Origin of the sequence: Bradyrhizobium sp. SZCCHNS3002 (assembly GCF_032377435.1) — a bacterium.
Taxonomy (GTDB): Bacteria; Pseudomonadota; Alphaproteobacteria; order Rhizobiales; family Xanthobacteraceae; genus Bradyrhizobium.
Window position 1 is genome coordinate 190,025 of sequence record NZ_JAUHHY010000005.1, and the last position, 12,606, is coordinate 202,630.

11 protein-coding genes are annotated in these 12,606 nt (G+C 66.0%); 10 read left to right on the forward strand and 1 reads right to left on the reverse strand.

The features are described 5' to 3' along the window. Positions 1-138 precede the first annotated feature (138 nt). On the forward strand, positions 139-969 hold the full coding sequence (locus tag QW845_RS12715; protein WP_315801920.1) for a dienelactone hydrolase family protein: 831 nt from the start codon (positions 139-141) through the stop codon (positions 967-969). 7 nt (positions 970-976) lie between these two features. Here QW845_RS12715 and xseA read toward each other — a convergent pair whose 3' ends face one another. After that, a complete protein-coding gene (xseA, locus tag QW845_RS12720) occupies positions 977-2,593 on the reverse strand; it encodes an exodeoxyribonuclease VII large subunit (protein ID WP_315801921.1) in 1,617 nt (538 codons plus the stop codon). A 131-nt stretch (positions 2,594-2,724) separates the two neighbouring features. On the opposite strand from xseA, the gene QW845_RS12725 reads away from it, so the two are divergent. The 9 genes from QW845_RS12725 to QW845_RS12765 all read left to right on the forward strand — a co-directional run bounded on the left by QW845_RS12725 (position 2,725) and on the right by QW845_RS12765 (position 12,603). Continuing rightward, on the forward strand, positions 2,725-3,711 hold the full coding sequence (locus tag QW845_RS12725; RefSeq protein WP_315801922.1) for an alpha/beta hydrolase: 987 nt from the start codon (positions 2,725-2,727) through the stop codon (positions 3,709-3,711). Between the two features lie 13 nt (positions 3,712-3,724). Continuing rightward, the gene (locus QW845_RS12730; RefSeq protein ID WP_315801923.1) at positions 3,725-4,273 is read left to right on the forward strand and encodes a hypothetical protein; all 549 of its coding nucleotides are present in this window, start codon (positions 3,725-3,727) and stop codon (positions 4,271-4,273) included. Between the two features lie 4 nt (positions 4,274-4,277). Beyond that, positions 4,278-4,592, forward strand: coding sequence for a transcriptional regulator (locus QW845_RS12735; protein WP_315801924.1), 315 nt, complete (start codon positions 4,278-4,280; stop codon positions 4,590-4,592). A gap of 71 nt (positions 4,593-4,663) precedes the next feature. Further along, complete coding sequence (purD, locus tag QW845_RS12740; RefSeq protein ID WP_315801925.1) at positions 4,664-5,947, forward strand: phosphoribosylamine--glycine ligase; 1,284 nt, start codon at positions 4,664-4,666, stop codon at positions 5,945-5,947. Positions 5,948-6,063: 116 nt separating this feature from the next. Continuing rightward, positions 6,064-9,285, forward strand: coding sequence for an adenylate/guanylate cyclase domain-containing protein (locus tag QW845_RS12745; protein ID WP_315801926.1), 3,222 nt, complete (start codon positions 6,064-6,066; stop codon positions 9,283-9,285). Positions 9,286-9,380: 95 nt separating this feature from the next. Further along, positions 9,381-9,830, forward strand: coding sequence for a hypothetical protein (locus tag QW845_RS12750; RefSeq protein ID WP_315801927.1), 450 nt, complete (start codon positions 9,381-9,383; stop codon positions 9,828-9,830). Positions 9,831-10,166: 336 nt separating this feature from the next. Next, positions 10,167-10,577: a hypothetical protein gene (locus QW845_RS12755; RefSeq protein WP_315801928.1), complete on the forward strand. Its 411-nt coding sequence runs from the start codon at positions 10,167-10,169 to the stop codon at positions 10,575-10,577. Then, on the forward strand, positions 10,574-11,290 hold the full coding sequence (locus QW845_RS12760; protein ID WP_315801929.1) for a class I SAM-dependent methyltransferase: 717 nt from the start codon (positions 10,574-10,576) through the stop codon (positions 11,288-11,290). The genes QW845_RS12755 and QW845_RS12760 overlap by 4 nt, the downstream gene beginning before the upstream one ends. 62 nt (positions 11,291-11,352) lie before the next feature. Further along, on the forward strand, positions 11,353-12,603 hold the full coding sequence (locus QW845_RS12765; protein ID WP_315801930.1) for a cytochrome P450: 1,251 nt from the start codon (positions 11,353-11,355) through the stop codon (positions 12,601-12,603). Positions 12,604-12,606: the final 3 nt, after the last annotated feature.

The following is a 12,606-nucleotide window of genomic DNA, read 5'->3' on the forward strand; positions in this document are numbered from 1 at the left end:
GCCGATTTTCGATGATGTCCTAGCATAGATGGGGGACGCTGTCCCCCCGCGCAAACCCACTGATTTGTGATGCTTCTGCACGAAACTCCGTGCTAGCTAGGTTTCAATATCCGCCGCTTGTCCCGCCCGGCTGGTTTGATGCGCTCCCTCGTCGCCATCGTTGTCTCAATGCTTTGCGCCACGGCGTTTTCAGCCTTGGCTGAGCCGTTGCCGGCGCCCGTCGCGGTCGAGATTCCCTCGGGAAGCTATGTGCTGCGCGCCCAGCTCTACCGGCCGAAGGGGGCCGGCCCATTTCCGGTCGTCGTTGCCCTGCACGGCTGCGGTGGGCTTTCCGGCCGCTCCGAGCCCGTGCTGCCGCGTTATCGCGACTGGGCGGAGGAACTGGTCGGGGACGGCAAGGCCGTCCTGCTGCCGGACAGCTACGGCTCGCGCGGGCTGGGCCCGCAATGCCGCGTCAAGGAGCGTCGTATCAGCGGCCGGCGCGAGCGTGTCGCGGACATCGTGATCGCGCAGAAATGGCTGGCCAAGCAAGCCTGGGCGATGCCCGACCGGGTCAGTCTGGTCGGCTGGGCCAGCGGTGCGAGCGCGCTGTTATGGGCGGTACGCCCGCAATTGCCCCAGCATGTCTCGCCCGATTTCCGCTCGGCGGTGGCGTTCTACCCGGATTGCCGTGCCTCGTCCGGCCTCGGCTGGAGCACGCGCGTCCCGACATTGGTGCTGATCGGCGGGCTGGACGACGTCTATTCGCCGCCCGCATGCCGACAGATGATCGATGGTGCGCGCGGCCGCAGCGCGCTGACCCGCATCGTGATCTATCCCGGCGCCTATCACGATTTCGATCGTGTGAACCTGCCGCTGCATCAGGTTGCCGGCTCGGATGCCGGGGCGCCCGAGCGCGGCCATGTCGGCTCCGATCCCGAGGCGCGCGCCGATGCGCAGAAGCTCGTGGCCGAGTGGCTGGCGCGCTGAGAACCGATCAGAACAGGCTGCCTTGATCGGCGGGATCGGGCGTGCGCTTCGCTGCCGAAGGCTTGGCCTCGCGCGCAGGTTTCGGCGATGACGGCGCTGCCGGCGGAAGCGGGCGGTCCGCGCCCGCCGTGGCCGCGACCTTGCCGTCCGCAAATTCGATCGAGAGCGCGGCGCCGGGACCGATGCTCGCGGCATGGTGCAGCGGGTGGCCGGCCTCGTCACGCACCAGCGCAAAGCCACGCGCCAGCACGCTGCGATAGGACAGGGCGGTGAGGAGCTTTTCGTTCTGGCCGACGCGGGCCGACAGGCGCTGAAGCTGGGTCAGCAACGCGCGCCGGGCCCGCTCGGCCAGACGTTCGGTTCGGTCGCGCTCGCGACCGATGGCCTGGCGCTTGGCCTGCGCATCGGCCTGCCGAGAGGCCTTGAAGCGGGCATCGAGCGCCTCGAACCGCTCGCGCCGCCGGTGCAACTGGCCGCGCGACGACAGCGACAGCCGTTCGGACGACGCGATCAGGCGATGGCGCGATTGCGCGATCTGCGCGTGCAGCACGCGCAGAGTGAGCTTGGCGCTCGCCGCCGCGAACTGGCGGAAGTGCACATGCGTGTTGGTCTTCAGCGCGCGCGGCAGGCTGGCGGCCGCCGAATCCAGCCGCTGCCTGGGAATGGCGAGCAGATCTCCGGCGCCGGGCAGAGCGCGCGCGGCGGCGCGCAGCTCGTTGCGGCGGCTCTCCTGGCCACGCTGCCAGCAGACGCTGACACGGCGCGCGAGGCTTGCGACCTCCTGCATCAGCTCGCTGCGCACCGGCACCGCCATTTCCGCGGCTGCTGTCGGAGTCGGCGCACGTTTGTCCGCGGCGAAATCGATCAAGGTCACGTCGGTCTCGTGGCCGACCGCCGAGATCAGCGGGATCATGCTCTCGGCCGCGGCGCGGACCACGATCTCCTCGTTGAACGACCACAGGTCCTCCAGCGAGCCGCCACCGCGCGCGACGATCAGCACGTCGGGCCGCGGGATCGGACCGCCCTCGGGCAAGGCGTTGAAGCCGCGGATCGCGGCGGCGACCTGCTCGGCCGAGCCCTCGCCCTGTACCTTCACGGGCCAGACCAGCACGCGCCGGGGAAAGCGGTCCTCGAGCCGGTGCAGGATGTCGCGGATGACGGCGCCGGTCGGCGAGGTGACGACGCCGATCACCTCGGGAAGCCACGGCAGCAATTGCTTGCGCGCGGGATCGAACAGCCCCTCGGCCCCGAGCTTCCGCTTGCGCTCCTCCATCAGCGCCATCAGCGCGCCGATCCCGGCCGGCTCCAGCGCCTCGATGACGATCTGGTACTTCGATGAGTTGGGATAGGTGGTGAGCTTGCCGGTGGCGATCACCTCGAGCCCTTCCTGGGGCTTGAAGCGCATGCGGCCATGCACGCCCTTCCAGATCACCGCCTCGATCTTGGCGCTCTCGTCCTTGAGCGCGAAATAGCAATGCCCCGAGGAATGCGGCCCGCGAAAGCCGGTGATTTCGCCGCGCACCCGGACATGGCCGAACTGGTCCTCGACCGTTCGCTTCAGCGCCGAGGACAGCTCGGTGACGGTGAATTCGGGCGCGTTGGGCAAGGCTTCCGCAGGCGGCATCGCTGGCTGATTCGGTTCGGGGAGCAGCAGCCAAGGTAGGGGCTTTCCGCGTCCGCCGCCAATCAAGCCGTTGTCTTTTCGATAACTCTGTTATACAGAGTACTCTATAAATTGGGTGAGTGGAGGAGAGCATGCGACGCGGTGCGAAGGTCCTGTTTCGGGCCCTAGGAGGAGCGCTCTGCCTCGTCGGCGTGCTCGCTTTGGTTCTGGCCGCGATGATCGCGACGCCGCTTGCGCGCCCGCCCGAGCTCAAGTCGATCTCGGAGACGGCCGGACGGGTCGACCGCAGCACCATGCCAGGGCTGCAGCGCTTCAGTGCCCGCGATGGCACCGAGCTGGCCTATCGCCATTACCCGGCGCGCGGGGCGGCTGTCGGCAAGGTCGCGATCGTCGTCCACGGCTCCTCCGGCTCCAGCGTCGCCGTGCATGCCCTCGCCGATGCTTTGGCGGCGCGCGGCATCGATACCTTCGCGCCCGACATTCGCGGCCATGGCGGCTCCGGCACCCGCGGCGACATCGGCTATCTCGGACAGCTCGAAGACGATCTGGCCGACCTCGTCGCCGAGCTCAGGAGGTCGATCCCGGCCGAGCCGATCGTGCTGCTCGGCCATTCGGCTGGCGGCGGCTTCGCGCTGCGCGCGGCGAGCGCCCCGATCCAGGATCTGTTCACGCGCACCGTGCTGCTCGCTCCCTATCTTGGTTACGACGCGCCGACCAACCGGGAGAATTCGGGCGGCTGGGCCGGTCCTGACATTCCGCGCATCCTGGCGCTCGGCGCGCTCAGGCGCATCGGCATGCCGTGTTGCGAGGCACTGCCCGTGCTGGCCTTTGCGGTGCGGCCGAATTCGGAGAAATTCCTGGCGCCGACCTACAGCTACCGGCTGTTCCGAAATTTCGCGACCCGCGGCTACAAGGCCGATCTCGCCGCGGCGAAGCACCCGGTGACCATCATCGCCGGCGCCGATGACGAGCTGATGCTCTCCGACAAATATGCAGATGCGGTGCACGCCGTCGCGCGCGGCGTTGACGTGAAGCTGATCGCGGGCGTCAATCACATGGAGATCGTGTCGGCGCCGCAGGCGGTGAGCGCGATCGCCGAAGACGTGGCTAAGCGCTAGAGGTTCAAACCGCATGATCGACAGCCTGGAAGCCGCGCGGGCGCTCGGCGACATCGAGGATGTGATGAAGCGCGTGCGGCAGTCGCAGATCTATCGGCTGTCGAGCCTGCTGATGATGCTCTGGGGCGTTCTCGTCTTCGTCGGCAATCTCGTGACCTATCTCACGCCGGTCCACGCGGCCAAGGCTTGGCTGACGGTCTATGTCCTCGGCCTCGCCGGATCGGTGGTGTTGGGCGCGGCGGAGAAAGCGCGCTCCGGCGTGCGCAGCTTCGATGTCAGGGCGGTGCTCGCCTTCGTCATGTTCTTCGCCTTCGGTTTCTTCGTCGAGGCGATCGGCCATTTCGGACCGCGCGAGATGGGCGCGTTCTGGCCGGTCTATTTCATGCTGTTCTATGGCCTGGCCGGATTGTGGTTCGGCATCGCGTTCACGATCTTCGGTCTCTGTGTGACCGCGTTGACCCTGGTCGGCTATCTCTTCATCGGCGCGGCTTTCCCGTTGTGGATGGCGTTCGTCAATGGCGGCGGCCTGGTTCTCGGCGGCCTGTGGATGCGGCGGAGCTGACGGCTTGGCGGAACTCGACGAGATCATCCACCAGCCGCTGCGGCTGAAGATCATGGCGGCGCTGAATGCCCTGCCGGCCGGGGCCGGGCTGGAATTCGTCCGGCTGAAGAAGCTGACCGGCGCCACCGACGGTAATCTCGGCGCCCACATCGACACGCTGGCGCGCGCCGGCTACGTCGCCGTGGACAAGGCCTTTGTCGGCAGGAAGCCGCAGACCATGGTGACGGCCACCGCGGCCGGCCGTGCGGCCTTCGCCCGCTATGTCGCGAGCCTGCAGGACATCATTGCCGGCGCAGCCGCGAAGCCGCCGCAGCCATGATTTGACTCCGTTGCGAGGGCCGGGCAATTGGGGCGTCCAAATTGGCCCATCCCTCTGCGACGGCATCGACGATGAACATTCTGCTCCTTGGTTCCGGCGGCCGCGAGCACGCGCTCGCCTGGAAGATCGCCGGCTCGCCGCTGCTCACCAAGCTGTGGTGCGCGCCCGGCAATGCCGGGATCGCCAAGGAGGCCGAATGTGTCGCGCTCGACGTCGCCGATCATGCGGCGGTGATCGCGTTCTGCCGGGCAAACAAGGTGGACCTGGTGGTGGTCGGCCCCGAGACGCCGCTCGCCGCCGGCATCGTCGATGATCTCGAAGCGGCCGGCATCAAGGCGTTCGGCCCGTCCAGGCTCGCCGCCAAGCTCGAGGGCTCCAAGGGATACACCAAGGATCTCTGCGCCGAATACGACATCCCGACCGGTGCCTATTCCCGCTTCGACAATGCCCCCGAGGCACTGGCCTATGTCCGCGAGCACGGCGCTCCGATCGTCGTCAAGGCGGACGGGCTGGCGGCCGGCAAGGGCGTCGTCGTCGCCAAGACGGTTGTCGAGGCCGAGGACGCCATCAAGATGATGTTCGAGGGCGGCTTTGGTGTCGCCGGCACCGAGGTCGTCATCGAGGAGTTTCTCGAAGGTCGGGAGGTGTCGTTCTTCGCGTTGTGCGACGGCGAGACCGCGATACCGCTGGCCTCCGCCCAGGACCACAAGCGGGTGTTCGATCACGACCAGGGACCGAACACCGGCGGCATGGGAGCGTATTCCCCGACGCCGTTCGTGACGCAGGAGATTCATGACAAGATCATGAATCAGATCATTCAGCCGACCATTGCCGGGATGAACGCCCGGGGCACACCCTTCAAGGGCATTCTCTATGCCGGCCTGATGCTGACGGCCCAGGGGCCGAAGCTGTTCGAATACAATGTCCGCTTTGGCGATCCGGAATGTCAGGTGCTGATGCTGCGGATGATGTCGGATCTCGTGCCCGCCATGCTGGCCGCCTGCGACGGGCAGTTGAAGAATTTCGACCTGCGCTGGTTTCCCGAGGCTGCCGTCACCGTTGTCATGGCCGCGAAGGGCTATCCCGGCGACTACGCCAAGGGCGGTGTCATCGAGGGGCTCGACGACGCCGCGAGGATCGAGGGCGTCGAGATCTTCCACGCCGGTACGCTGGCAAAGGACGGCGCCATTCTCGCCAATGGCGGGCGCGTCCTCAATGTCTGCGCGTCGGGCAAGACCGTCACCGAGGCTCAGGCGCGGGCCTATCAGGCCGTCGACCGCATCAAATGGGCCGACGGCTTCTGCCGGCGCGACATTGCCTGGCAGGCGGTGGCGCAGGAAAGCGGTCAGGGCTGAGCATCGTGATCGCCGCAGTCGGCCCCGCAAGGCTATTTTTCCCGTGCGAATTGTGGCAGTTCCATAGACTCATGCCTTGATGGGATGAATCAGTTCCGCCGTGGAACGGAGGGGCCATGGAATGCGCGCGGTGCGGCAGGCAGAATCAGCCAGGGAGAGCCTCGTGCGACCGGTGCGGCGAGCCACTCAGCCTCAGATGTGAGGCGTGCAACCAGACCAACAGTCCGTCGAATCGCTTCTGCGGCCAATGCGGCGCGCCGTTGCCCGGCCGGCTGGCTCCGCCCGACCAGGCGGCGCAGCGCGTCCTGAGGACCCTGAGCAGCAAGGGTGGAGAACGCAAGCGTCTCACCATCCTGTTCGCCGACATCCGCGATTCCACCCAGCTGATCGACAGCCTCGGCGATCCCGAGCTCGCGATGCAGCGGCTCGATCCGGTGCTCAACCTCATGAAGGAGGCGGTCCACCGCTATGACGGCGTCGTCAACAAGACGCAGGGCGACGGCGTCATGGCCCTGTTCGGAGCGCCGGTGCCGCATGAGGATCATGCGGTTCGCGGCTGCCTCGGCGCGCTGGCGATGCAGGACTCCATCGCGCGCCTCGCCGACCCGCATTTGCAGGTCCGGGTCGGGCTGCACACCGGCGAGGTGATCGTCCAGGTCGTCGAGAACAGCATGTACCAGACCTACGACGCGGCCGGCGCCAACGTCCATCTCGCCAATCGTCTGGAGCACATGGCCGAGGCCGGCACCATCCTGATCAGCAAGGAGACCTACACCGGCGCCAGGCAGTTCGTCGAAGCCGAGCCGCTCGGCACCCACGCGCTGCGCGGCATCGCCTCGCCGGTGTCGATCTACAAGCTGATCGGCCGCCTCAGTGCGCCGGCGAGCGACGTCTTCCGCAGCGGCCAGCGCCTGTTGCCGCTGATCGGGCGCAATGCCCAGCTTGCGGTGCTCGAGCGCGAGCTCGACGACGTCCTGGCGGCGCGCGGCGCTGTCGTCGGCATTGTGGGTGAGGCCGGCATCGGCAAGAGCCGGCTGTGCTTCGAGTTCGCCGAGCACTGTCGCCGCCAGGGCATTCGCGTCTACGAGGCGCGCGTGCTGGCACATGGCCGCGCCACCCCGTTCCAGCCGGTGCTCGAATTGCTGCGCGACTTCTTCGGCATCCGGCCGAAGGAGCCGGTGGAGGTGTCGCGTCAGCGCGTGGTCGACCGGCTCGAAGCCATTGCCATGCCCGACACGGCCCTGGTCCTGCTCCTGGACTTCATGAATCTCGCCGATCCGGCACGGCCGGCGCTCCGGCTCGATCCCGGCGTGTTCAAGACCCGTCTGCTGAACGTGTTCAAGACGCTGTTCCGTGCGGCGCCCGCCGACGGCGCCATGGTGATCATGATCGAGGACCTGCATTGGGTCGACGAGGCCAGCGAGGAATTCGTCGAGGCGCTCGCGGAGGCCACGATCGGCACCAAGACACTGCTGGTCGTGAACTACAGGCCGGGTTTCGCCGCCTCCTTCATGCAGCAGACCCCGTTTCACGAACTGCACATCGTCCCGCTTGCCTCCGAGGAGGCGAGCGAGCTGCTGCGCGGGGTGTTCGGTGACGATCCTTCGCTTGAGGTGCTGGCGCGCGACATCGTCGAGCGCGCGCAGGGCAATCCGTTCTTCCTCGAGGAGCTTGCCAGCGCCGTCTCCGAAAGCGGCGGCTTCGAGGGTGAGCGCGGCGCCTACCGTCTCAAGGGTGGCATCGGACCGATTCCACTGCCGCCGACCGTGCATGCGGTCGTGGCCGCGCGCATCGATCGTCTCGGCGAATCTGCCAAGAACGTGCTGGAAGCAGCGGCCGTGATCGGCCGATCGGTCGCGCTGGCGGTGCTCAAGCCCGTAACCGGCATCGATGACGCAGAGCTGTTCGATGCGCTCGCTCAGCTCAGGCAGGCCGATCTTCTCTACGATCTGCCGCCGTTCGACATGGGCGTGCTCGCCTTTCGCCATCCGCTGATCCAGGAGGTCGCCTATGCGATGCAGCTGCGGTCCCGGCTGAGCACGATCCACGCTGCCGTGGCCAAGGCGATCGAGGCGCTCGATTGGGGGACGCAGGACGAATTCGCCGCCCTGATCGCCTCGCACTATGAGTTCGCCGGCCAGACCATGCAGGCGGTCGAGCATCTGCAGCGCGCGGCGCGCTGGATCGGCCGCACCAACACGGCGGAGGCGCTGCGGCTGTGGAAGAAGATCCGCTCCCTGCTGCAGGCGCTGCCGCAATCGGAGCGCGTCGACCGCCTGCGTGCGCTGGCCAGCGGCCAGATCCTGAACTTCGGCTGGCGCGAAGGCATCTCGGCCGAAGAGGTCAAGCCTTTTGCTGAAGAAGCGTTGAGATTTGCCCGCTCCTCCGACAAGGCGCATGAGCCGTTGTTGATCGGCGCTTATGGCCGCGTGCTCGCTTCGACGGGAGCGGCCGATGACTACGTCGACCTGGCGCAGAACGCCATCAAGCTGACCTCGGGCGAGGGGGATGTTGGCCGCTACGCGACCGTCAACGCCATGCTGGCGCAGGCATACACACATTCGGGACGGATGAACGAGGCGCTCTCGGCGGCCAATACAGCCATCGCTGCAATGGCAAGCCAGGCCGGCTTCGACAGTCACGTCACGCTTGGTTTGAACCCGAACCAGATTCTCGGCTTTGACGTCAGCTATTGGGTGAGATGCATCAGGGCGCGCGCAATGGCTCATCTCGGCCAGATCGAGGATGCTCGCAGCGAGCTTCTCGAATTGGTGCAGCAGCCTTCATCCGAGGTCGCACCGGTGCTCCAGTTCGTCCCGCACTTCAACCTCGTGGAGCTGGCATGGATGGTCGAAGACCAGAGCCTTGCGCGCGAGCACGCAAGGCGAGTTTCCGATCTCGCTGAAACATCCGGCATTCCCTACATCCGCGTGCTCACCTTGCTCTGCGCAAGCCTCGAACAGGGTTTGACCGGTCGATTCGCCGACGCGACGAATGAGATGGTTGGCGCGATCGAAGCCGCTCGGGCCGCAAGGACGGGGCTCGAGCTCGAGGCGCGCATGGCCGCCATAAATGCCGATCTGCTTTACCGGAGTGACGACTTCGATGCCGCCATCGAGGCCAGCAAACAGGCGATCCTTGTAGCCAAGCGAAAGACGGATCGAGTGGCGGAGTGTTACGCGACGACCGTTCTGGGCCTTGCTCTTGCCGGAGCCGGCAGGAACGAGCAGGCTGCGGGACTTCTTGAGCAGATAGGACATCTCATGAATGTCTCCGGTGCGTTCTGTCTGCGTTCATTAGTTCAGAAACTGCAATTGCATCTTGAAGCAATGCAATGATGCATGCATTGTCGATTCGTTGAATTCCGGCTTTTTCAGATTTGGGGGTTACAATGGGGGTAATGATTAAAGACAGTACTACCCTTGATATTATCGTGCAGCTCAACAAACGGTTCGATGCAGATGCCTTGCCCGAAATGGTCGAGCTGCAACGGGAGTTCGGGGTCTTCTCGCTGAGGCATAGTCTACAGCAGTCCTTTGCTTTGCTCGGAATCGTGCCTGCCGATTGGTCCGAGCGGCGGCGCTGGTACAAGTTTCTCGAGTTTCTGAAGACGTATCCATCGGACATCGCCAGCGTGAACGGCCATGATCGTGTGATCCAGGCGTTCAAGGATGATCTGGAGTGCGAAAAGCCGCTGCCGGTCTCGATCGTCTGTCACTCTGCGGCAGAGGATCCCCGTGTCACCGTGTCGGAAGGACGTCCGATCGTTTTCTCCCTCGACAAGCACGTCATTATCTCTATCCCGACGACGCCCGGTCGTGAGGCACGCAAGCAGGCCGCTGAGACCGCACGGGCGAGGCGGGTCGAAAAACGCAAGAAGTGAGGCGACCACGAGGGTCGTCTTCGGAGACGAGGCTCTTTGCTCGATTCCCCTGTTCTGACGTCGATGTCTATCGCGCCGCGCCGTCTCGAGCGATCACCGACCCGGTTCGGTGCTGGTGTGCGTGCGAAGCTGAGCGCTGCCTTGCGCCGTTCAGCTTCGCTGTCCCCTTTGGCGGCAGATCGTCCTTGATGGTCCGGAGAAAAGAAGGCACCATGACACCGGTGCATTCTGCGCTATCGGGAGGAAGCCGTTATGGGAGCGATGATGAAGGACAGCACGACGCTCGACGTCGTGGTTCAGTTCAACAAGCGGTTCGAGGCTGACGCGGTGCCGGAGATGGCCGAGTTGCAGCGCGAGTTCGGGATCTTTTCTGCCGAGCATGGCCTGCAGCGCTCGTTCACCTTGCTTGGCATCGTGCCTGCCGACTGGAATGAGCGCCGTCGCTGGTACAAATTCCTGGATCATCTCAAGACCTATCCTTCGGACCGCGACGGCGTGAATGGTCACGATCGAGTCGTCGAGGCTTTCAAGGAGGATCTGGAATCGGGCGCGCCGTTGCCGATCTCGCTCGTCTGTCATTCGGCCGCCGATGATCCGCGCGTCACTGTCTCTCGTGGACGGCCTGTCGTCTTCGCGTCCGACGTGCACGTCATCGTGTCGATTCCGACGACGCCCGGCCGCGTCGTGCGACAGCAGATTGCAAAGACGGTGCGGGAGCGGCGCGCTCGAGAGCTCAGCATGCAGTGAGCGCCAGATCTGCCACACGCACGGCGAAGGACGTTCCGAGCCTCGGCTTGATCCAGGCGGACGTCGATGCCTATTACTCTGCCTGCGTTGCGCGTCACGGCGCAACGCCGCGCGGCGTTGACTGGTCGTGCGAGGCGACGCAGGGCCTGCGCTTCGTGCAACTGATGAAGCTGTGCGACGTGTCGGCGCCGTTCAGCCTCAATGACATCGGTTGCGGCTATGGCGCGCTGGTGCCGTTTCTTGAATCGCGTTTTGCGTCCTGTGAGATTGACTATCTCGGCATCGACCTGTCCCGCGCCATGATCAGCCGGGCGCGGCGCCGCTTTGCCGCCCCCTTGCGGCGCTTCGTCGTCGCGTCGGAGAGCCCGCGCATCGCCGACTATTCGGTCGCCTCGGGCATCATGAACGTCAACGTCGGCTATTCGCGCGACGCCTGGGAAGGCTACATCAAAGCCATGTTGCAGCGCATGTTCGCGACCAGCCGGCGCGGCTTTGCCGTCAATTTCATGCGAGCGGCCGCTGATGAGGAGCAGGACGGCGATCCCGCCAAGGCGCGCCTGTATCGCACTACGCCGGACGTTTGGGCTACCCACTGCGAGCAGGAGTTTGCGGCGGCCGTCGAGGTCATCGGCAACTACGGGATGAAGGAGTTCACGCTCCTGGTGCGCCGCCTGACTCATGCCGCCCCGTCGCAAGCAGGGCCCTCGCACTGATGTCGGCTGTTCCGTCGCTATCCTCGCAGACAGATCGCCGCAGCGCCGCCGTCGAGCGTGCTGTGGACGTGCTGATCTCCTCGCGAGGTCACGCCGATCCAACGCGGCTGGAACGCGCCTGTGCGCTGCTGCGCCAGCGCGCGCCGCTGCATTGGGTTGAACGCTCGGGCGTTCGTCCGTTCCGGGCGGTCACGCGCTATGCCGACATTGTCTCGATCGAGACACGGAGCAATGAATTTGCCGCGGGCCCGCGCACCTATCTCGCCAGCGAGACCTCCGAGGCCGTGCTGCAGCGTGTCACCGGCAAGCCGCAACTCGTGCGCAGCCTGACCGAGATGGATCCGCCGGATCACGGCGTTTATCGCGGCATCATCCAAGGCGCCTTTGCGCCGCCGGTCTTGCGCGAGATGGAGACATGGCTGTCGCAATGGGCTGCCGAGATCATCGACCGGGTTTCCGCGCGCGGGGCCGTTTGCGACTTCGCAGGCGACGTGGCGCTGCCCTTCACCTTCCGGGTGATCGGCCGCATGCTGGGCACGCCGGAGGCCGACGATGCCCGGCTTGCGCGGCTCGCCCAGGCCTTCGTGGGCGCCGAGGATCCGCGGCGCCGTCTCGCCGAGGCGCCGGGCGATACGATGCGGATGGCCATGCTGGCGCTGCGCGATTATTTCGAAGCCGTCGTGGCCGACCGGCGCGCCCAGCCGCGCGACGATCTCGCCAGCCTGATTGCGCATGCCGCGCCGCATGGCGCGGCGATGCCGCATTACGAGCTGATCTCCTACTTCATCCTGCTGGTCACGGCGGGCCACGATACGACGGCGCTCGCATTGGCGGGCGGTCTGGCGGCGCTGCTCGCGGCGCCCGAGCAGATGGTGCGGCTGCGGGCCGAGCCCGAGCTGCTCGATCCGACGATCGAGGAAATGCTGCGCTGGACCTCGCCGGTGCGGCACTTCATGCGCACCGCGGTCTGCGACACCGAGGTCGGGGGGCAACGCATTCGCGAAGGCGATGCGCTGGCCTTGTTCTTCCATTCGGCCAATCGCGACGAGACCGTGTTCGAGGACGCCGGCGCGTTCCGGATCGATCGCAGTCCGAACCCGCACATCGCCTTCGGCCGTGGTCCGCACATCTGCATGGGACTGCAGCTGGCGCGGATGCAGATGCGGGCGCTATTTGCGGAGCTGCTGCGCCGGACCGAACGGATCGAACTCGCCGGGCGGGTGCGCCGGGTGCGGTCGCCCTTCATGAGCGGCGTCTCCAGCCTCCCGGTTCGCATGAGCTTTCGCGCGCTGCGCAAGGAGGCGGCTGCATAGGCC

What these genes read in the sequence shown, in the direction of transcription:
- QW845_RS12755 (WP_315801928.1), top strand. Translation starts at nt 10,167, where the DNA reads ATGGCCGAGTTGCAGCGCGAGTTCGGGATCTTTTCTGCCGAGCATGGC.
- QW845_RS12715 (WP_315801920.1), top strand. Translation starts at nt 139, where the DNA reads ATGCGCTCCCTCGTCGCCATCGTTGTCTCAATGCTTTGCGCCACGGCG.
- QW845_RS12725 (WP_315801922.1), top strand. Translation starts at nt 2,725, where the DNA reads ATGCGACGCGGTGCGAAGGTCCTGTTTCGGGCCCTAGGAGGAGCGCTC.
- xseA (WP_315801921.1), bottom strand. Translation starts at nt 2,593, where the DNA reads ATGCCGCCTGCGGAAGCCTTGCCCAACGCGCCCGAATTCACCGTCACC.
- QW845_RS12745 (WP_315801926.1), top strand. Translation starts at nt 6,064, where the DNA reads ATGGAATGCGCGCGGTGCGGCAGGCAGAATCAGCCAGGGAGAGCCTCG.
- purD (WP_315801925.1), top strand. Translation starts at nt 4,664, where the DNA reads ATGAACATTCTGCTCCTTGGTTCCGGCGGCCGCGAGCACGCGCTCGCC.
- QW845_RS12730 (WP_315801923.1), top strand. Translation starts at nt 3,725, where the DNA reads ATGATCGACAGCCTGGAAGCCGCGCGGGCGCTCGGCGACATCGAGGAT.